The 19926-nt window shown below is 63.8% G+C and carries 13 protein-coding genes and 2 pseudogenes; 7 read left to right on the top strand and 8 right to left on the bottom strand.

The window, feature by feature from the left end; translation table 11 throughout:
• Window positions 1-366: 366 nt before the first annotated feature.
• The 3 genes from ACFFGH_RS32470 to ACFFGH_RS32460 form a co-directional block, all read right to left on the bottom strand.
• Window positions 367-2232 carry a HEAT repeat domain-containing protein gene (locus ACFFGH_RS32470; protein WP_386676710.1) on the bottom strand — a complete coding sequence of 622 codons (1866 nt, stop codon included), beginning with the start codon at window positions 2230-2232 and terminating at the stop codon, window positions 367-369.
• A gap of 200 nt (window positions 2233-2432) precedes the next feature.
• Window positions 2433-2864 carry an H-NS histone family protein gene (locus tag ACFFGH_RS32465; RefSeq protein WP_386676708.1) on the bottom strand — a complete coding sequence of 144 codons (432 nt, stop codon included), beginning with the start codon at window positions 2862-2864 and terminating at the stop codon, window positions 2433-2435.
• A 178-nt stretch (window positions 2865-3042) separates the two neighbouring features.
• Window positions 3043-5211 carry a hybrid sensor histidine kinase/response regulator gene (locus ACFFGH_RS32460; protein ID WP_386676706.1) on the bottom strand — a complete coding sequence of 723 codons (2169 nt, stop codon included), beginning with the start codon at window positions 5209-5211 and terminating at the stop codon, window positions 3043-3045.
• 314 nt (window positions 5212-5525) lie between these two features.
• Here ACFFGH_RS32460 and ACFFGH_RS32455 point away from each other — a divergent pair, with 314 nt between their 5' ends.
• From ACFFGH_RS32455 to ACFFGH_RS32445, 3 genes and pseudogenes are all read left to right on the top strand, one after another.
• Window positions 5526-6638 carry a sensor histidine kinase gene (locus ACFFGH_RS32455; protein ID WP_386676704.1) on the top strand — a complete coding sequence of 371 codons (1113 nt, stop codon included), beginning with the start codon at window positions 5526-5528 and terminating at the stop codon, window positions 6636-6638.
• A 15-nt stretch (window positions 6639-6653) separates the two neighbouring features.
• A pseudogene (locus ACFFGH_RS32450) lies at window positions 6654-6905 on the top strand (sensor histidine kinase); the annotation flags it as partial.
• 96 nt (window positions 6906-7001) lie between these two features.
• Complete coding sequence (locus tag ACFFGH_RS32445) at window positions 7002-7364, top strand: response regulator (RefSeq protein WP_386676778.1); 363 nt, start codon at window positions 7002-7004, stop codon at window positions 7362-7364.
• A gap of 499 nt (window positions 7365-7863) precedes the next feature.
• Here ACFFGH_RS32445 and ACFFGH_RS32440 read toward each other — a convergent pair whose 3' ends face one another.
• Window positions 7864-8634: a formate/nitrite transporter family protein gene (locus ACFFGH_RS32440; protein ID WP_386676702.1), complete on the bottom strand. Its 771-nt coding sequence runs from the start codon at window positions 8632-8634 to the stop codon at window positions 7864-7866.
• Between the two features lie 1047 nt (window positions 8635-9681).
• Here ACFFGH_RS32440 and msrB point away from each other — a divergent pair.
• A complete protein-coding gene (msrB, locus tag ACFFGH_RS32435; protein WP_386676700.1) occupies window positions 9682-10212 on the top strand; it encodes a peptide-methionine (R)-S-oxide reductase MsrB in 531 nt (176 codons plus the stop codon).
• A 2-nt stretch (window positions 10213-10214) separates the two neighbouring features.
• A complete protein-coding gene (msrA, locus tag ACFFGH_RS32430) occupies window positions 10215-10898 on the top strand; it encodes a peptide-methionine (S)-S-oxide reductase MsrA (protein ID WP_386676698.1) in 684 nt (227 codons plus the stop codon).
• A 31-nt stretch (window positions 10899-10929) separates the two neighbouring features.
• Here the strand turns inward: msrA and ACFFGH_RS32425 are convergent.
• Together ACFFGH_RS32425 and ACFFGH_RS32420 are read right to left on the bottom strand one after the other, a co-directional pair.
• Window positions 10930-11082: pseudogene (locus tag ACFFGH_RS32425) on the bottom strand (IS3 family transposase); the annotation flags it as partial.
• 65 nt (window positions 11083-11147) lie between these two features.
• Complete coding sequence (locus ACFFGH_RS32420) at window positions 11148-12884, bottom strand: PQQ-dependent sugar dehydrogenase (protein WP_386676696.1); 1737 nt, start codon at window positions 12882-12884, stop codon at window positions 11148-11150.
• 283 nt (window positions 12885-13167) lie between these two features.
• Between ACFFGH_RS32420 and ACFFGH_RS32415 the strand changes: the two genes are divergently transcribed.
• Entirely contained in the window at window positions 13168-15285 is a 2118-nt protein-coding gene (locus ACFFGH_RS32415; protein WP_386676694.1) for a TonB-dependent receptor, read from the top strand.
• A gap of 203 nt (window positions 15286-15488) precedes the next feature.
• Window positions 15489-16577 (top strand): potassium channel family protein, encoded by a 1089-nt coding sequence (locus ACFFGH_RS32410; protein WP_386676692.1) that lies wholly within the window; start codon window positions 15489-15491, stop codon window positions 16575-16577.
• A 591-nt stretch (window positions 16578-17168) separates the two neighbouring features.
• On the opposite strand, the gene ACFFGH_RS32405 is transcribed toward ACFFGH_RS32410, so the two are convergent.
• Both ACFFGH_RS32405 and ACFFGH_RS32400 read right to left on the bottom strand, forming a co-directional pair.
• Window positions 17169-18008 (bottom strand): hypothetical protein, encoded by an 840-nt coding sequence (locus ACFFGH_RS32405; protein WP_386676690.1) that lies wholly within the window; start codon window positions 18006-18008, stop codon window positions 17169-17171.
• A gap of 18 nt (window positions 18009-18026) precedes the next feature.
• Window positions 18027-19070 (bottom strand): hypothetical protein, encoded by a 1044-nt coding sequence (locus tag ACFFGH_RS32400; RefSeq protein ID WP_386676688.1) that lies wholly within the window; start codon window positions 19068-19070, stop codon window positions 18027-18029.
• Window positions 19071-19926: the final 856 nt, after the last annotated feature.

Here is a 19926-nt window from a genome sequence, read left to right as displayed (position 1 = left end):
GATTTCGACGAGGTCAAGTGTGGCCGGCTAGCTAACGGCGCATTCCACCTCGTGCGTGATCTTGCGGGGCAGTCGCATCTGAAGCTACTGGACACTAAAAGCACATGTTGACTGTTTGACGATCACATCGACCAGTCAGCTCAGAAGGCACTCGAGCTGGCGAAACGCGTGCTCGTCGTGACCCACTGCCTGCGCTAATTGCGCTGCGTCACGATTCCAATTGTGGCTGATCAGCCCGCGGGCGCTCACCGGTCGACGTCGGCTTCCAACCCGACGCGGACATCGACCGAAGTGGCAGCATGCGCACCAAAGTCACGCCTAGTGCTGAAGGCTCAACCTGTTCTCTGTCGCCCTAATTCACAACCACTAGCGCGAGCAGGGCGCCATGCGCATCGTGCCATTTGGCGCGATCAGGAGCGTGCCACCGCCGGCAGTCTGCACGAGCAATTCGCCGGATGCGGTCATCGAATTTCCGAGCGGAGCCGCTGGCAATCCACGCCAGGGCTGGAGTCTCCAATCCTTATCCTTACGGACAAGTTCGAAAGCCGCGCCGCGGTTCGCCGTCAGATGGGCGAGGCCGGACAAAACCACCACCCGTGAGCCAAGCCGGTGTATGCCCGTTACGTTGTGGGTGGCGATCACCTTGGTTCGGTTTCCGTCTTGGACGAACACCAGATCGCCGCCCCATTCTCCCTCGCTGGTTCCAACCAGCCAGCCGTCATCGAGGCGTAGCGCGACGTCCGGCACCGTCATTTCCGTGGTCGGCGCTTTCGCGCGTTCCGTTGGCCTGAGACCCGGTTCGGGCGGTGGCGGCGGAGGCGCATAGCGCGCCAGTTTCGGGTACGCAAGCGACATGAGCTGGATGCGTTCGGAATCAGTACTGCCATCCAGCGTGCCGGGCATCTCGCGAGATTCGACGGTCACGCGTTCGCACTCGGCGGCAGTTGATCCCATATGCGACCAGCTCCAGAACCGATCGATGGCGCGGCGTTCGGCGTTGTCCGCATCGGGCGCGGCTGGGGGCAAGGCAAGCTCTTCTAGCGCCGCGACTGCCGCTTCGCGTACCGGTGGATACCAATGGTCGCGGGCCAATCGCGCGAGCTCCGGTCGCGCATCGATCGCGCGCAACCGGCCAAGCGCGCGCACGGCGACCCACTGAAGGCGCACGTCGGTAGGATCCTGCGCGACTTTGGCCAGGAGCGGGATGGCAGGTTCGTAGCCTATCTCGCCAAGCGCAGTCGCTGCTGCAATGCGCAGCTCCCAGTCGGGGGCGTGCAGCAGCTCCACGACCTTGGGACCGGCCGAACGGCCTGCTCGGCCCAAGACAGCCACATCGCGGAGGGCGACAGGGTCACTTTCCGGGCCCAGGGACGACGCAAGTATGTCTCCCGCAAGTTCAGAGTGAGTGCCAATCAACGCGAGGTCGACGCTGTGCTTCAGCTCGGGACGCGTGCGCGATAGCGCCACGAGCCGCGCTTCGGCGGCGAGGCCATCCTTCTCCAACGCCGCGACCAGTTGGAGTGCACCCTGGGCCACCGTCGTCGAACTCGACGGCGATTCGGCGATATCCATCAAAGCTGGCGCTGCCTCGCCGCGCTCGTTGCCCATTTCCTTGAGCGCGGCCGCAAGCAAGTAGATGTCGTTCTCGCCACAGGCAGGCTTGCAGCGTGCATGCTTCACGATCCACGGGAGCGCTCGCCGGCCGGACAACTTAACGGCAAAGTTCTCCTGATTGGCGGGGGCATCTTCTGACACGAGGAAGCGCGCCACTGCCTCGCGAGCGGCCTCGTCGCTGTCCATGCGGCCGAGCGCCCGGGGCAGCCAGCCGAGCTTGCGATCCAGTCCGGCTTTGACTTGCGGCAGATAGACGGGATCGATGTTGGGAGTGTTGCTCAGGGCTGCCGCAGCAAGTTCTGCGACGTCTTTGTCCGGATCGGCAAGCAAGGAAACCAGTCGAGCGGTCGCGCCTTTTACCGTGCTCATACGCTCGATCAACGCTTGATCGGAAGCGTCGAGGGAGTTGTATTCATCGGCCCTCAGCGCGAGAAAGCGCAACCGCTTTACGCAGGCATCGAGATCGACGCAGGTTTCGGGAACAGCGGGCGTTTTCGTCGCGGGCGAGACAACTGCGGTCGCGGGCGGAATTTCGGTAGCCACTGGGGCGGGTGTCGCGGCGGTGCAGCCACCGAGCACAAGCAGCATCGAAAGTCGAAGCGAATGGGCAGCGGTCATCGCCGCAGAATAGCGCAGCAGAGCGCGGCGTCGCTGTCCGTCAAGGGATTACCTGAAACATAAGGGGCCTCCTCCTAGAGGGCTGGCTTTCAGGCGCGATTTCGGGATTAGTTCGCTCCGCGCCCGTTCCTGGCCGAAAGCGGTTGCGATTCATAGCCCTGCACTGCAGTCAGACCGTTCGGTGTCGCCGTGACAGACAGCTAGGTGCCCGGACCTCCGCCTTGTTTGAATACAGATTTTCTGCCGATTGTGCCGCTCTTCTTTGCAGTCGGCTGACCCAATCCAGGTATGAGGAAGTCTGTAGCACTCTGGCCGCGCTTCGTCCGGTCGGCGAGCCATCGCGGCATTCGGCCGCGGCCAGACCAGGTATTTCGCTTGTTGTTGGGATCGCGGTACTTCGCCGGGACCTTCAATCGCTTCCGCGGTCGTCGGGAATGCTTGGCGACCGGGGAAGCAGGGTGAAACTCGACGAATTCTTCGATCGCGTAACCCTGAGAGACGGCAAACGCGGTTAGCTCTTTGCGAACAACGGCGAGAGGTCGGCGGGTGCCCAACAGCTTTTTCCTTTGCTCGGCCGCGGCTAGCAGGGAATTCAGCTCGCGAAGGCTGAGGCTCTCAATATCGATCTTCATCGCGCTGAGCGTTGGGCCGCGCCCTGGGCATGTCAAGAGCCTTGTAGACGCTGCAGGGCGATCGTGCGGGGGGCGATGGCCCCGCACCGCTGAACTCTGTCTGCCGATAGGGACGGGCGAGCCAGAATGATTGGCGGGGAATGGGTCTGCTTCCGACCCAAAGCGGACGTCGCCCCAACTATCGCGGCTTTGCGGTGGCGAGGATCCTGGTCAGCACCAGTGGATCAATCGGCTTGACCAAGTGATGGTCGAACCCGGCTGCCGCCGTGCTCTGGCGATCAGAATCCTGGCCGTATCCCGTCACGGCGATGAGCACGGTGTCCTCCATCTCCGGTCTAGCCCGCAGCCGCCGCGCCAGCTCATTGCCATCCATGTCGGGAAGGCCGATGTCGAGCAGGCACACATCGGGTTGGTCGGCCAGTGCGCGTTCGAGTCCCTGCCGGGATCCATGCTCGGTCATCACAGTGTGTCCGGAGGCCTCCAGGAACATCTCCAACATGGTCGCCGCGTCCTGGTTGTCGTCGACGATCAGCACGCGCAGCTTTTCGGATGGAGCGTTAGGCGTCCCATCGTCCACGTGACGTGCCCGGCTCGGCTCGTCCGGCTGCCTTGGCAGGCAGACGGTGAAGCGGCTGCCAGTACCCGACCCCGCGCTGGTGGCCGTCACGGTACCGTCGTGTAGCTCCACCAGGCTCTTGACCAGGGCCAGCCCGATGCCGAGACCGCCCTGGCTGCGGTCGGAGGTCCGCTCGGCTTGGGAGAACAGCGCAAACGCTCGGCGAGCCATGTCTGGCGACATGCCGATGCCGTCATCGGCGACGCTAATCGAGACCTTATCGGCCTCGGCCTCGATCGTCAGCACGATGTGGCCGCCTTCGGGCGTGAACTTGGCGGCGTTGTTGAGCAGGTTGGTCAGCACCTGCACGAGGCGCTTGGGATCGCCGGAGACGTCCGCGTTGCCGGGGGGCGATTGCAAGGTCAGATGGTGCTTGCGGGCTTCGATCAGCGGGCGAACCTGTTCGATCGCGGTCGAAGCGGCCCACTTCAGGCTCAGCCGCTCTTTCTCAAGCACCACCAGGCCGCGCGTGACGCGTGAGACGTCGAGCAGATCGTCGACCAGGCTCGTCATATGCTTGACCTGGCGCGAAATGATCTCGCTGGTCCTCCTGATGCGCGCCTCGTCGGTGGACGGCATCGCAAGCACGTCCGCGGCTGCGCGGATCGGTGCCAGTGGGTTGCGCAGCTCGTGGGCGAGCATCGGGAGGAACTCGTCTTTGCGCTTATTGGCCTCCCGTAGCTCCTGCTCGGCCAGCTTTCTGTCCGTGACGTCACGGTAGAGGGCCGCCAAGCCGTCCCCGACGGGAAACGCGCGCAGCTCGAACCAGACCTCGCGGCCGTCCGGGAAGCTGTAGAGGTGCTCCAGCAGAAGCGGTCGCTGCTCGGCGAGAACCCGTCGGTAGAGCGTCTCGACGACGCCGTCCCGAGTGCCCGGGAAAAGCTCCCAATGGTTCTGGCCGACCATCTGCTCGCGGCTCAGTCCGACCAATCGCAGGGCCGTCGGGTTTACCTCGAGAATCGTGAAGTCGCGATCGAAGAGGGTGAACCCTTCGTCCATGTTCTCCAGGACGCCACGATGGTGGGCCTCGCTCTGCGCAATCCGCCGCTCCGCGAAAACTTGCGCGGTGGTTTCATTGCACGCGCAGAAGAAGCCGCCGATATCCCCTTGCGCGTCCCGGACCGGGGAATAGAAGAACGAGAAGTGAGTTTCCTCGCGGTACCCGCGCCGCTCCAGCCACACCTCGATCTCGTCCATCTGGACAGGCACGCCTGCGTACGCTTGCTGCACGATCGGGAGGATGGCGTCCCTGATTTCGTGGAGGACATCCAGAAGATCCTTCCCCAGCGCGTCAGGATGCTTATCTGCAAGGATCTCGGCATACGCATCGTTGTAGATGAGCGTCCGGGAATCGCCCCAAGCGACAAACATCGGCTGGTTGGACGCCAGGATGATCGGCACCAGGGTCTGCAAAGCCGAGTCCCACGTATGCGGTTCCCCGAGGGGTGACGTTGCCCACGGATACTCACGGCAACGTGCCGCCATCGGGGTGCCCGCGGAGAACAGGAACGAAGTGCGGTTCATCTGGGCAGTCGATTCCAAGCTGGAACCGATGGTAGCGGCTGCACTGCGATTGCCTAGTTCCTTGCGCAAATGGACCGCGACGGCGGAGGAAGTCTGGCCGAGCCGGAAGACCCCGCACGCGCGGGTGCCCTGATTGATGGGTACGCCGATATCGGCGCATCGGCGTTCCGGTCGCCGCTGACCAGCTTGCCGCTGTTGATCAGCCAAGGTCCGTGTGCGATGCGAAGCCGGCGGTCCAAGGAGGCCCATCCGTTCGTGCCAGCGGGCACTGCACCCCAGTGACGCGCCTAGGAGCCGGCTCTCCCTGTCTCCAAAATCGACGATCCGGCCGCCGCCCCCGGGCGACGGAGGCGACGTCGCCTCGCTAAGATGGCAGGTCCAAAGCACCCACTGGGCACACGATGGTCTGGCCTGTAGACGGCGGAAGAATGGGTGCGCGTATTCGGCAGTTCGATTGGGGATCGACCCCGCTCGGCCCGATCGAGCATTGGCCCCAGAGCGTTAGAACGGCCGTAGACCTCATGCTCGCCAATCCCCACTCGGTGTTGCTGTACTGGGGCTCGGACCTACTCGTCCTATTCAATGATGCCAGCCTCCCCATCCTGGGCGAGAAGCAGGAGTGGGCGCTCGGCCAGCCGTTCGGAGTGGTCTGGAGCGAGGTCTGGGAAGACTTTCGACCTCTGATGGAAGAGGTCATGGCCGGGAAGGCGCTTTACTTCGAAGATCAGGCCATTCCGATTGCTGGGCGACCAACGCGCCCGATCGGCTGGTTCACGTACTCCTACACCCCTCTGCGTGACGAGTCAGGACGCGTCCAGGGTGTTTTCTGTGTCGCCACGGAAACCACGGAAAAGGTGATTGCAGACAAGTCGCTGGTGGAATCCATGGACGAGGGCTTCGTTGTATTCGAGACCCTCTATGACGAAGGACGCGCTTACGACTTCCGTTACCTTGCGACCAACCCAGCGTTCGAGGCTCAACTCGGCGCCACAGTCCCTCTCGGCGGCACTGTCAGGGACGTTTTTCCGGACATCGAACGTAACTGGATCGAGATATTCGGCCAGGTGATGAGCACGGGCCGCAGCTCCCGATTTACACAGGAGCTGGCTTCGCAAGGCAAGTGGTACGACTGCTTCGCCTTCCGTTACGGCGCCGAGAACAGCACGCGCCTGGGGTTGCTATTTCGCGACGTCACGCAGGCGCGGCTGGTCGAGCAGGAACTCGCTCAGGCAAGCCGGCGAAAGGACGAGTTTCTAGCGATGTTGGCGCATGAGCTGCGCAACCCGCTGGCACCCATCGCTGCAGGCGCCAGCCTGCTGGAGATGGTCAGCGGCGACGCCGAGCGCGTGAAGAAAACCGGGGCGGTCATTGCCCGTCAGGTGCGCCACATGACGGGCCTGGTGGACGATCTGCTCGACGTGTCGAGGGTGACGCGTGGCGAGGTCAACCTCAACCTGTCGGAGGTCGACCTTCATCAGGTGTTGCTCGAATCCATCGAGCAGGTGCGTCCCCTTCTTAAGGCGCGAGGGCATGAGTTCACTCTGGACGCGCCGCCGCTGGCGGCTTTGGTCGATGGCGATCAGAAACGACTGGTGCAGACGTTTAGCAACCTGCTCATCAATGCGGCTAAGTAGACGCCCGAGGGTGGCAGCATCACGGTGTCAATGCGCGTGGAGCAGGAAACGGTCGAGGTCTCGGTGACTGACACCGGCCCGGGCATGTCGCCTGAGTTCCTCAAGCAATGCTTCGAGCTATTTGTTCAAGGTGAGCGAACTTCGGAGCGCGCTGGCGGCGGCCTGGGGATAGGTCTCTCCCTTGTGCGCAGCATAGTTGGGCTGCACGGAGGAACCGTTCGTGCTGAGAGCCCAGGCATCGGCAAGGGCAGTCGCTTCAGCGTATCGCTGCCTCGGGCCGCGGGCGGCAAGGACACGAAAACGCTCCTGTCACCCGCGGCCGAGCAGCACGGTCGTGCGGGTGAGCGCCTGAAGGTCCTGATCGTGGACGACAACGAAGACGCCGCCGAGATGCTTGGCATGCTGGTCGAGGCGATGGGATACCACGCCGTCATCGAGGGACGTCCGGTCGACGCACTCAAGCGCATTGACGTGGAGAGGCCAGATATCTGCCTGCTTGATGTGGGCATGCCCGAGATGGACGGGTATGAGCTTGCCCGAGCAATCCGCATGCATCCCATCTGGCGGCGGCTAACTCTGGTCGCCGTGACCGGGTACGGACAACCTGAGGATCGCGATCGGGCAATTCAGGCCGGGTTTGACGATCATTTTGCCAAGCCGCTGGACCAGGCGGCTTTAGCTCTGTTACTTGCTGATCACGCGCGCTCGAAAAAAACGACGCAGTAGTCTGCGACCATCGGTGGGCACTCGGCGAGGCCGTGATCCAAACCTTTCGAAAGCGCGCTGGTACTGTTGCGCCGGCGGTGGGCTAGACGATGACCACCTGCTGGCGGTGACCAGCCGACGTCCGCTTCCGACCCAAAGCATCGGTAATCGGGCGGGCCAGGATCAGGTCGGCTCTCCCTAAAAATCCAGAGCACTATGATCTGGCAGGAGAGACGAGATGGCGTACTACGCCGGTTTGGATGTCTCGCTGCGCTCGGTGTCGATCTGCATCATCGGCGACGCCGGAAAGGTCCAGCTCGAGGCAAAGGTGTCGGCCGAGGTTGATGCGATTGCGCATCGCCTTCGGGGCTTCAGCGCAGAGGTCACCAGGGTAGCGCTGGAGCGCCGACGGCTGTTCGGCTCAGTCGAGCCGCGCGTTCCCACGGCCGACGACGGACGCTTAGCAGCGTTTGCCGCGTCGAGAGGTCTGGCTTCCCAGCAATCAGTGCCCGCATCGATGTCAGCCCTTCGCCTGTGCCACGTGGCTGAGCGTAACCAGCCCGACTCCACCCACGAGGTTGCCCAGTGCGTCGATCCCCACGATCTCGAGTATCCGCACGCCGTCGATCGAGGCTCCTGCAAGAACGCCGATGACCAGGTGTAACCCGGTGACCACGACATGGTCGAACGGCCCGGCCGCTAGCAGAAAACCGACGATCCACGCCATCAGGATCCGTCCGAAAACCATGTCGGTCCCGAGCAACGCGTAGGAAAGCGAGGCCACGAGCGCGCCCCCGATGATCGCCGAAACGAATGCAGCCAAGTGCCCGCGGCGCGCGATTTCCTCGGCAATGCTCGCGAGCGACTCGCGGGCGCCATGCGGCAGCACGCCGTCTGTCGTGACCAGCCATGCAAGGATGGCTCCGCCCAGCGCGTTGAACAGCAACGTCAGCACCCACAGGCGGGCCACGCCGCCAGCCAGCCGCCCGTGCCCATCGTCAAACACGGAGGCAAGTGGATCGAAGAAGTTCTCGGTGAACAACTCAGCCCGCTGGACTACCAACAGCACCAGGCCGAGCGCGAACGCCGCGGCCCCCGCAAGCTTTGCCACCTCGCGCCCTTCGGGCAGAAACGCCGAATGCACGATGCCCATCGCGGCAATACCGAACACGATGGTGAAACCCGCAATGAACCCCGTTGCCGTCAACTCCAGCACTGACTGGCAGATCCGGCGGCGGCCTTCGCCAGATGCGCGCTTAAAGATCTCGCTGGGTGTCGGTGCAACGCTCATGTCCTGCCCCCCCCAAATAGACACAGGTTCTTGGCGTGCAGCTCAACAAGTCGTGACGACGACAGTTCCCGCTGCAACGCGGACTCAGGTCCAGGCCATCGAGAACTGCGCGGTATACCGCTCCAGGCGTTCTACCGCCGCAGCATGCCGTTCTGGGGCAGCGTCGCCGAGCCCGCGGCACTCGGGCACGGTGATTCGCGTCGCAGCATGCGACCTGCGTGGCCGGTCCGACGTCGACATTGACGAGCGATACAAAGCGGGGGCGCGCAGGGACTTCGCAATGGCGATGCGCGCCCACAAGCCCGACGTCAAAAAGGAGCTCGATCGCCCGCTTTCCACGCTTGAGAATTGCGGCGAGCTTGAAAGGACCTTCAGCCAGACGCCACGTTGAGGCCTTACGCGCCATAGCGGCACCAGAGGCGACAGAGCGGGGCCAAGGCAGGCGCCCCGCGGCCGAGTGGCCGGCCGCCACGACTCGGCGCATCGCGGGATTACTGACGCCCGTTCCACTGCGGCGGCGAGCTCCACCCGGAACTTGGCGATCGTTCCCGGGCTCAGGGCCTGCGCCGTCTGCTCGTCGAGCGAGAGTGCGCCGCGCGGTTGAGCCGGCCGCCTCTCTTTGAGGCCCTTGGGCGCTGAGTGACGCGTGAGCACACAGGCGTCAGGACCCGAAGAGGTAGCGCTTCGATGCGGAAACCCCTGCAACCGCTCCGGCGTGCCGACGCGATCCGAAACTCGTCTGCGCCTCGTACCGATGGCGTGTCGCGTAGCGTCTGGCCAGGCAGTCGCACGCCGGACGCCGCGCAATCGCCACGCTCGAACGCAGCGGCCTCAGCGGCCGTCGGTACCTCTCAGGTAGCGGCCACGCATCGTCGAATGCTTGCGTGCTGCCTTGCGTATGGATGCGCCTTAGACGCTGCCGCCAGCCCGTGTGAGGCTGAATCGCACTCACCGCAAGCACACGATACGGAGGCGCAAGGTGGGATCAGTAGGAACGATCGCGCCAGTATCTCGGTCAGATCGACAAATCTCGTAGAGGGCACGCGAATGAACCGCCGTCATGTTCTGCAGGGTCTTGCCTCGGTGGCTGCCCTGTCGCTGTTCAGTGGTTGCTCGCGCGCGGTCGACCCGGTGACGACCGCGGGCGCCGCGGGGCCTGCCGTCGTGTCACTGGACCACCCGGACAGCTTCTGGCGCAGCAAGGTCAGCCCGGCCGCGTTCGAGGTGCTGTTCGAAGACGGAACCGAGCTCGCCGGCAGCAGTCCGCTGGATAAAGAATGGCGCGAGGGCACTTTCATCTGCGCGGCCTGCTACCTGCCGCTCTTTCTGAGTGAGTTCAAGTTCGACAGCGGCACGGGCTGGCCGAGCTTTACGCAACCGATCGCTGGCCATATGGGCATCAGCACCGACTACAAGCTGATCCTGCCGCGCACCGAGTATCACTGTGCGCGCTGCGGCGGCCATCAGGGCCACATTTTCGAGGACGGTCCACCGCCACGTCGCGAGCGTTGGTGTAACAACGGTGTCGCGCTCAATTTCGTCCCCCAGGGCGAACCACTCCCTGCATTGCGAGGTTGATCATGTTCAAGAACACGCAAACAACTGCGCTGCGCTCCGCGCGGAACCTACCTCGATTTGCGCCCGCCTTGGGCGCGGCACTGATGCTCGCCACGCTCGGCGCCTGCGCGCAAAGCAATGGCGCACAGGCTTCGAAAAACGCCAGATCGACGGCGCCGGGCACCGCGGTTGCGGTGTTTGCCGGCGGCTGCTTCTGGTGCGTGGAGCCGCCGTACGACAAGCTACCCGGCGTCATCTCGACCACGTCGGGCTACATCGGCGGCAAGTCCGCCACCGCGACCTACGAACAGGTCTCCTCCGGCAACACAGACCACATCGAAGCCGTGCAGGTGCGTTACGACCCGCGCAACGTCGATTACCAGACCTTGCTCAACGTGTTCTGGCGCAACATCGACCCGGTCGCGGTCAACCGTCAGTTCTGCGACGCCGGCCCTCAGTACCGCAGCGCGATCTTCTATGGCAATGCCGAGCAGAAGCAGCTGGCCGAGGCGAGCAAGCGCAAGCTGGAGACATCGGGGCGCTTCGACCAGCCCATTGCGACTGAACTCATCGCCGCAACGACGTTCTACCCGGCCGAGGATTACCATCAGGATTACTACGTCAAGAATCCGAAGCGCTACAAGCTCTACCGCTGGAACTGCGGGCGGGATCAGCGGCTGGAAGAGGTCTGGGGCGTAGCAAAATAGTTGAGTGCCAAGGCGGCTGCGCGCGCGCGTGGACCCCCGACCGCAATCTCTCTGGCTTGCAGCCGATCTCGGCGTTGATCGATCCGCTCGCCGCCCACTGTGAGCTGTGCTGAAGCTGGTGCTCCAGCGCCATCCGCACCGCACGCTTCCGGACTTCAGGCGAATACTGGCTTGCTTTGCCCATGGCGCCGTCCTCTCAAGGTAAGGAGCCTCCGAGAACGTCGAGACGGTTTACCCCTCTTTTTCTCCCTATGGCCGACGCACGACTTTCCAGATCACGCCCGTGTCGGGCCGCGCGTTCATTCCCTTGGGAGTGAACTGGACGACACCGAAGTCGACGACATACAGCGCGCCATCGGGCCCCCAGGCAGTGGTGATCGGGCGACGTAGCCCAGCTCCACAACCCTTGATCCAGGCCGGCTTCCCGCATTTGTTGATGAGGAATGGCTCGGTCTCTCCCGTTTGCAGGTTGACACGCGAAACACGAAAGCCGGGCCAGGCTTCGGGGTCCTTGTAGTAGGGAATGATGGCCCCCCATTCGGCAACGAGCAGCTCGTTTTCTCCGTCCATTCCCCACTCAGGGCGGCCGAAGCTGAAGCCCTGAGTTGCCGCATGTGGCTGAATACGGACCAGCGGCTGCGGCGGCTGCCCGCCTTTCAGCAAGCGCTTCCGGGTTCCCTCGGTGAGCGCAAATGCATGGTTTTCCGGATTGCCCTTCCACTCCGGATCGTTTGGCCGCCGGAAGCGCTCGTCGGTGATCGGAAGACCGCTGTAGTAATCCGGCCAGCCATACCATCGCCCGGGCTCGATCGAGAGAATGGTCTCCCAGTCGTCGTAGAGCGGACGTGGCTTCATGATGTTGGCGCTGTTCTGGGTGACGATCAGCCGGCCCGAGGGGCTGAAGCCAAGTCCGAATACCGAACGCAGGCCCCATGCGATCCGTTCGGCGCCGGTCCCGTCCGCATTCACGCGATACACCGCGCCGTTGCACCAGAACTTGCCTGGCAGCACCTGGCCAGCGGTGGTGTCCACCCCGAGCGGGGCATACACCTCGGCCCGGATCTTGTCCTTGCCCGGGAAATACTGCTCGAGCTTATCCTTTACGAAGTAATCGACGCCGGTGACGGTGATGTCCTCGCAGGGGACTTCGTGCGCGTCGGGCTTGTTGAAGATGTCGACCAGCTTGATCCAGTGTGTCTCGACCGTGCCGCTGTTTCCCTGGGAAGACTGGACGAACCACATCTTTCCTTCCCGATCGAACACCGGTTTCGTGTTCAGGAACTCGCCCCAGGATGGCAGCCCGTCAATGATCGTGCGCCACTCACCGGTCTGCGGGTTGAGCGTCGCGTAGCGCTGCCGGCTGGCGAGATAGAGCAGCCCGTCCGCAGGATTGAACGTCACGCCGGTAAACGGCGGGACGATGCCTTCGGCCGGGACCGGCTGGCCGAATTCGACCTTTCGCAGCACGTCGAGCGGTACGGTCTTGTCATACACGACGCGATGCGCGCCGCCGGGCATGATCTGCAGAAGACGGGCTTCCGGCGCGTTCGGCGGCGCGGTTCCGTACGTGTGCCCGCCGGCTTCGGCAACGTAGATCTCGCCTTTGGGTCCGAAGGTGATGTCGGTCGGGTAATCGAGCCCCTGCGCTACGACCTCGACCGCATATCCGGTCGGCACTTTGATCGCAGAGGGATCCGCCGGGAGGCTCTGCGGCTCGCTGTGCTCGGGCTGCTGACCGGGATTGCGCACGCGCGCCGACTGATCCGTCCCGACGTAGTCGAAACCGTCGGGCGGCTCTGGACTGGGGCTCGTCTGCGCCTCCATCGTTGCACCGCCGCCGGACGGCCCCGCTGCCGGGATCGAGCCCAGCTGCGCGGGGTCGTCGTCATTCGGCTGCATCCCCACGCATCCAGCGCCAGCGAACAAAAGCACCGCCAGGGCGCTGGCGAGAGGGGCGCGCGACAGCACGCGGGATTGGGCTCGCATGTCGATCTCCTTCGATCTCACGCGCCGGCAGCGCGAACGGTTTGGGCTCCCGCGCCGGCACGCTTCAGATGGGTGCTGTATCCATCCTTAATCCGGCGCGGTGAACCGATCGTGATCGCACTCTTTGCGCTTCGTGGCGAAAAGTTGTGCGCCGGGAGCCCTCAAGCGCGACGCTGGGACGCGACGCAGCGGTCGGCGCCGGCCCATCGCTCGGATCCAGGTTTCACCACCTGACTACGTTCAGGTACCTAGCGTCGCCTGGAATTTCCCAGCGGAACCCGTGATGACAAGACAGGCACTCCGCCACCCGAGGCGAGCAGCCGGTACTGCCGCGGGCTGCGCATCGCTCGTGGTGGCGGCCCTCTCCCTGCCAGCTCCGGCTGATGAGCTCACGGCCGAAACGCTGGACGCGGTAGTGGTCACCGCCGATCGCATCGCGACCCCGCTGTCGGCTTCGCCCACCGCGGTCCAGGTCATCGAAGGCGACGTGCTGCGCAGCCTGCCGGCCGGCGACCTCGCCGAGGCACTGGCAAGCATGCCGGGGATGAGCTTCGTGAGCCTCGGAGGCAGTTCAGGACGCCCGGTGCCCATCACGCGTGGCTTCTACGGCGGTGGCGAGAACGGCTACCTGCAGATTCTCGTCGACGGAATCCCCATCAACCGCTCGGAATCCGGCGTCGTGGTCTGGGACGCGGTGCCGCTGGAAGCCATTGAACGCGTCGAGGTCGTCCGCGGCGCGAGCTCCGCCCAGTACGGCGACGCGGCGGTGGGCGGCGTCATCAACATCATCACGCGCGACGGCGACTGGTCGCTGATCGGGGCTGAAGTGGGCAGCTTCGGGCAGCGTTCGGCCCGGCTCTCACTCGGCGACCGTGACTCGTTCCTCAGTCGCCAATACGCCGCCTACGAAGAAACGGACGGTTTCCGCGACCACTCGGCGCGACGCGCGTTGACCACGGGTTCGGTTTCCGAACTCGCGGAGTGGAGCGGCGGCCGAGCTTACCTGCGAACGTCCTCCTACTCGGCGGAGGCGAAGTTGCCGGGCGCACTGCCTGCGGACGTCGCGGTGATCGACCCCGCGGCTAGCGATGTGTTCTACCGCTTCGACGCCGAGGACGAGGATCGGTACTCCGGCACCCTCGACGTCGCCTGGCAGCCTGCGCCCGGACAGACGATCCAGACTCTGGTAACGGCCACATATCGCGACGCGGAAACCGTGCGGACGCTGCCGCTGGCGCCATATTTCGCGGATACCCAGCGCAACGACCTGACCAGCCGCGAGATCGAGCTGGTCACGCAATGGACCCGTGACGCCGGCGGGCGATTCAAAGGCAACTGGCTGCTGGGAGCGGAGGTGGGTCGGACGTGGCTGGACTCGGACTATGCGCTGCTGCTGCGCGGCCCGGCATCCGTGTACGACGGTACGGGTGCGGCGCCGGCGCTAACGCCGCTGGTCGAGGGCGAAGTCACGCGCAGCGCGCTGGCCTTGTTCGCACAGCGCGACTGGTGGCTGACGCCGGACGTGCGCCTGCTGGTAGGCGTACGCGGCGATCGGCTGGTCGACAACTCGAGCATCGACGGCAGTCCGGACGGAGCCGACGACGCGCTCTCCGCCTGGAGCGGGCGCACCGGCCTGAGCTGGCAATATCTCGACACTGCGCATGCGGCTGGCTCGGCGTACGCGGCTGTCTCGCGCGAATTCCGCGCGCCCACATTGGTGCAGTTGTTCGACCCGCGCCCGATCCCGACGCCGTTCGGCGACATCACCCTGTCCAACCCCGGCCTCGAGCCGCAGGTCGGCACCGGTTTCGAGGTCGGCTTGAATCACCGCATGCCCTTCGGCGGCCCCGGGGAGGAGGGCTCCATCGCTGTTTCGCTGGCCGCTTACCGGATCGAGCTGCGCAACGAGATCGACCTGGACCTTGCAATCTTCCGCTACGGCAATATCGGCCGCAGCCTGCACACTGGCGTGGAAGCCGGCGTGGAAGCCCGGTGGGGTGCCTCGACCGTGTTTACCAACTACACGCGGCAGGACGTCGAGAACGCGGAAACCGGTCTGCAGGTCAAGGCAATCCCGCTCGACACCGCGAACATCGGCTGGCGCTACGGCCGCGCGCGGGGACTAACCGCGAGCGCGGTGGCCCGGTACGTCGGCGGGGCGTATCTAGACGATGCGAACACCGAGCGCCTCGACAACGTCACCGTCGTCGACGCCCGGGTAGGTTATCGCTTCGACGACGTGCTGCTCTTTCTCGAAGCTGCCAACCTGTTCGATGAGCGCTACGCATCGACCGGCTATACCTTCGATTACCAGACCCTGGAGGGCGGGTTCGCGCGCCAGACCTACCTATACCCGGCCGCGGGGCGCTCGTTCCGGTTCGGCCTGCAGTGGTTCTTCTGATCGAGCCGATCAGCAAAAATAACAACCGCCGCGTGTTGGCCGCGGTACAGGGCCCAACCCTAGCGCACACCTCGGCCAGGTTCCACGGCTAATGCCCCGGCTATGCCGGGGCTTTTTAATGACTGCCTCGCGCGAGTGCCGCGCGAGCTTGGCACGCTAAATTCCCTGCCCGCCGGCCAAAAGCCGTCAAAGAGATATCCAGCATGGTCGACGGTTTTGCCATTGGTCTAGGCGGAGTGCTGGTCGGGCTGGCACTGCTCGACGTGTTCCTGACAGTCCTGTACAGCCGTGCAGGTGTGGGTTTACTAACGCCCCGGCTTTACCGCGCAACGTGGCGTCTGCTCCGGTTTGTGGGCGGACTCGCGGGCGAGCGCCGAGAGGCTGTGCTGTCGTTTTCCGGCCCGGTGATGATGCTGCTCACCGTTGCGATGTGGTTCCTGCTGTTGCTCGTCGGCTTTTCGCTGCTCGTGTGGCCGGCGCTGGGCGATGCGATCGTCAAGAGCAGCGGGCCGACACCCACCGACTGGTGGAGTGCGGTGTACTACGCAGGATATTCGCTGACCACGCTAGGTACTGGCGATCTTGTCCCCCGCACGGCAGCCTACCGCCTGCTGATGGTGGTCAAATCCTTGGTTGGGTTTTCGATCATTACGCTTGCGGTCACGTACTTTATGGCCGTGTACTCCTCCCTTGTCAGGCGTAATACGCTAGCGCAGATGCTGCACCATTTGTCCGGCGCAACGGGCGATGCGGTACAGCTCCTGATTCGAGTCGAGCGCAGCGGCTGGCTGACCGGAGGCAAGGGCGGCTTCATGGACGTCGGGCTTGAGGTACTAGGGCTGCTCGAGTCCCATCATTCCTATCCCGTGCTGCACTACTTCCGCATGCGCGACCCCCGCTACTCCATGGCCAGGATGGCTGTCCTCGTCCTTCAGCCGCTGACCTTGGCGCGAAGCGTCCTGGCAGCGTCCGAACGCGAGAACGAACTAGCCGCTGATGCAAGCATGCTGTGGGGTGGGGGCATTGATTTGCTGCGGCAGGCAGGCCAATCGCCACTCGATCGGCAGGCACTGAATGGGCCGGACCCGGCCGACCGGTCGCACTTCAGGCTGGCTTGTAGGCAGCTTGAAGACGCTGGCGCGCAACTCGTGGGAGATCAGAGTGAGGCTGAGGAGAAGTACCGCGCGCTTAGAGGGCAGTGGATCGGTGCGGCGTCGGCGTTCGCCGAACTAATGGGACATCGATGGGAGCAGGTCGAGCCCGGGCACGACCGACAACCAGACTCGAAGTGAGGTCATCTGGTCGCCAGCGCAGAGCCGGCACGAGGCTGGCTTCCGTCGTGCCTGGCGGCAACTAGGCTGTGCCCGGTGCGCGATAGTCTTGCGACTACTGCGGCCGCCCGCGGCATGTGCAACGCTTTTCAACGCCAGCCCCGCTACTAGCGTTCCGTAGCGCGCGATCGCTCCAGCACGGATGCGCAGCGACGCGAACGGGCAAGACAACACGCGCCCGATTTTTCAGGAAGGTCCGCTTCTGGCCGAAAGCCGACATGCCCGCTTCCAGCTGAGTCAAAGGGCCGGCGTTGACAGGTCGGCCGGTGTCGCAGCCTGAGAGACAAGCCGATCCGATCCTGCCGGTCCACTCAGGAGGGGCGGTGATGGCAAGGAAGCGAATGTGCGGCATGTGCGGCATGTGCGGGCGAATAGCTTTCTGCACGCACGGGTTTCTTTGCCTAGCGAGGGGATGATCGACTCGCCGTAGCCGGCCATAGCGATCCAGCGCGAGCCTGAGCCCAGCTGCATTGGGGAGCTATCGTTATGTACTGAAAAGAAGAGGGCGCCAAAGGCGCCTTCTTCTTTTGTTCTAAATGTGCCTGAAGCGCACTACTTCCGCTGATCGTGGGGCACCACAATCTCTGCTGCTGCCTCTGCCCAATTCCCGGATTGATCGACGGCTACATAAGTGGCTCTGTAGACCCGACCCACCTTGTTGCTGCCCAACCGCATAGCTCGAACCTTGAACTCCCTGTCATCCTCGCCAATGACGGCTTCGGCAATGTCGCCGGGCGAGCACTCTGCGCACTCCACGGAGACAAGGCGCACGATCGGGCTCGGATCTGTTTCGTCCGATGCTTCAAGCTCGATAAGGATCGGGCGCATTTTGCCGTTGGGCGGCCAGATCGTTTCCGGTGTCGCCCGGGCCACGATCGTGGGCGGCAAAGTGTCAACGTTTGGAGCGGGACCTTGAATATGCACCAGCTTCTCAGAGGCCGTCGTCATCGGCCCGTCAATCGTTACCGTCCAGTTGGTGGACGTCAGCGGTGCACGATCCGACTCGGTTTCAATGATGAAGCCAACCCTCATTTGCCCCGGTTGGATAGCAGCTGCCGGACTCTCGACCTCCCAGGCCACGCTGTACATATCGCTCTCTTCGAGTGGCGTCACGGTAGATACCCAGCCACGCGGCGCAAGCAGCCTTTGAGGATGGTCGCCCTCCAGTGTCGGCTCTCCGATGTAATGGTCGAACCCGACTTCAAGCCCTGTGATCGGCGAGTCACCGTTATTGGTGACGACGTAGATGTACCGGATCTTGTCCGGCGTGACCTCCTTGTACACGTGAACTTCGGCGGCATCCCGATCGCGTTGCGCGGCTACGCCCATCCCCGCGCCCAGCAGCGAGCCGAGCAGGGCGAGAAGCGCACAAACTTTCAGTCTCTTTCGCATTGGTGCATTCCTCGTCTGTTACCGCGGGTGATAGTGGGGCGGATCGTTGACGGGCCACGGTCGGTACATATTGCAGCTCGCCGCCACCGTATCGACCGTATGGCCTGCGGGCAACCCGCGAATGCTGACGTCGAAGGCGATTCCTCTCGCATGCGGCGCGTTGGGGTTGCCGGCAGCCGGTCGCTGACTCACAAGCAGGCTATGACCCTGGAATTCGCTTCGCACTTGGCTTTTCAGTGCCGAGCACTCGGCGTTGGTGTTGTTGCGGAGGAGCTTCCAGCGGTCCCACACCTCTCTCAGGTGGGTCTGGTAGCTCGGCGGGCGATACGCCGAGCTCAAGGACCAGCTTCCGCCCAACTGAGCCACAGCTTGCTTCATGCACGCCAAGCCGGTCTGGGCCGCGGGCACCAGCCTGTCGATCACGATCCTGTTGCCGCTCTCAAAGCTGATCGCAGCCGGGTCCGTGATGGGAGACAGGGGCGGCACCGGGCAATTGGACAGGCTGAATCCGATCACTTGCCCCTGGGTCTGGTCACCCCAGCCATCTTGCTGGACCCGAAAGACAAACCTGACACGCTGATTCCGCCATTTGTTCAGGGACTGAGACAACGATACGCGCGGGCTCGTCCAATACGTGCCGTACTGTCTGCCCGGCTTTCCGAGTCGCGTCACGAGCTGAACTTCGCCGTCAGGCGTCTGCATGTAGATGTCGTACCAGTCCCATACCCCCGCGTCGTACGTCTGCATGAGGTACGAGAGGACTGCAGTGCCCCCATCGTTTACATCAATGTCGACATAAAACGTGCTGAAACCGGTCGGCTGTAAACCCGGTGCCCGCTCACCCGTGTCTGGGTACGGATACGGCGTATCCCACCGGCCGACGTTCGCGTCGATGACGTCGTTCGGCGACCTCTTAACCGTGACGTAGCCTACACTGCCCGGAAGCTCGCCGGCAGCAACGACTTTCGCGGGCAGCGGTGCCTGCGCTTCCGCGATTCCCGGCCCGAACAGGGCCAATAACAACAGTGCTCCAGCCGTTTTCCTTGACGCGAAAACGCTCATATTCCATTCCCCTTCATTCCCAACACTCCTGTGCTGCACGATGAAACGTGAACCCGTCCTTTAAAATTTCGCGCGAGGCGAAAACATGGGTCAATAGTTGAGCGAAGTGCCTAACGGAGCGTCATGAACCTCGCTTGGCGACGGGGTAGCCAAGCGGAAAAATGTGACTCGACACCTGGTCTGCAGAGTTCCCGAGATGTACACCGTGCTGGCCTACAGCTGCGCCCTTTGCGGGCTCGCACTTTGGCCAATGTTCCCCGGTGCGCAAAATCGTTGAAGATGTGCGCTCGCATGCGGCTCGCACGCATCAAGCGCGAACGAGGCGTTCTATCCGCGCCGGATGTGTGGAGCCTGTCCTGGGCAACGGAGAAGCGATGCACTGCGGATGGGGAGCCCTCGTGACTCGGCTGCTCCGGTTGTCGCGGCACTGGAAAGCATCGCCGCGCGTGACGTTGCTGGCGGGACGATCGAGGAGGAACTCAGCAAGAACGCCACGCGCTCGCGTAGGAGTGCCGCCGGGGCCCGCGATCGCCGGGAACACTCCGCTTCTCCACATTCGAAGGCACACGCTGCGCGCCGGTATACACGCGGCTTGGATCCCGATCGTCCGGCCATGATCCAGTGCTCGTTGCTCTGCGGGACTCCGCTCTCGGCTAGATCTGCCTGATTTGTGAAAAGTGCACTGCGACAAGCGTCGTTGGGCACGTCCCACCAGTGGGCAGTCCATCGGTCGGCTTGGATGGCCTCTTCGGCCTCGTGCTGCTTGGCGACTTCAGCCGCGTACTCGCGGACGACGCCTTCGTTCGTAGGCATGGCCGACTCTCCCTATCGGTCGCGATCCTGTCCCTAGGATCGG

Source organism: Lysobacter korlensis (genome assembly GCF_042434515.1).
The sequence above is the reverse complement of the archived record's forward strand: the minus strand, read 5'-3'. Positions and strand labels throughout refer to the sequence as shown.

What these genes read in the sequence shown, in the direction of transcription:
- ACFFGH_RS32470 (WP_386676710.1), bottom strand. Translation starts at nt 2,232, where the DNA reads ATGACCGCTGCCCATTCGCTTCGACTTTCGATGCTGCTTGTGCTCGGT.
- ACFFGH_RS32465 (WP_386676708.1), bottom strand. Translation starts at nt 2,864, where the DNA reads ATGAAGATCGATATTGAGAGCCTCAGCCTTCGCGAGCTGAATTCCCTG.
- ACFFGH_RS32455 (WP_386676704.1), top strand. Translation starts at nt 5,526, where the DNA reads ATGCTCGCCAATCCCCACTCGGTGTTGCTGTACTGGGGCTCGGACCTA.
- ACFFGH_RS32440 (WP_386676702.1), bottom strand. Translation starts at nt 8,634, where the DNA reads ATGAGCGTTGCACCGACACCCAGCGAGATCTTTAAGCGCGCATCTGGC.
- msrB (WP_386676700.1), top strand. Translation starts at nt 9,682, where the DNA reads ATGAACCGCCGTCATGTTCTGCAGGGTCTTGCCTCGGTGGCTGCCCTG.
- msrA (WP_386676698.1), top strand. Translation starts at nt 10,215, where the DNA reads ATGTTCAAGAACACGCAAACAACTGCGCTGCGCTCCGCGCGGAACCTA.
- ACFFGH_RS32420 (WP_386676696.1), bottom strand. Translation starts at nt 12,884, where the DNA reads ATGCGAGCCCAATCCCGCGTGCTGTCGCGCGCCCCTCTCGCCAGCGCC.
- ACFFGH_RS32415 (WP_386676694.1), top strand. Translation starts at nt 13,168, where the DNA reads ATGACAAGACAGGCACTCCGCCACCCGAGGCGAGCAGCCGGTACTGCC.
- ACFFGH_RS32410 (WP_386676692.1), top strand. Translation starts at nt 15,489, where the DNA reads ATGGTCGACGGTTTTGCCATTGGTCTAGGCGGAGTGCTGGTCGGGCTG.
- ACFFGH_RS32405 (WP_386676690.1), bottom strand. Translation starts at nt 18,008, where the DNA reads ATGCGAAAGAGACTGAAAGTTTGTGCGCTTCTCGCCCTGCTCGGCTCG.
- ACFFGH_RS32400 (WP_386676688.1), bottom strand. Translation starts at nt 19,070, where the DNA reads ATGAGCGTTTTCGCGTCAAGGAAAACGGCTGGAGCACTGTTGTTATTG.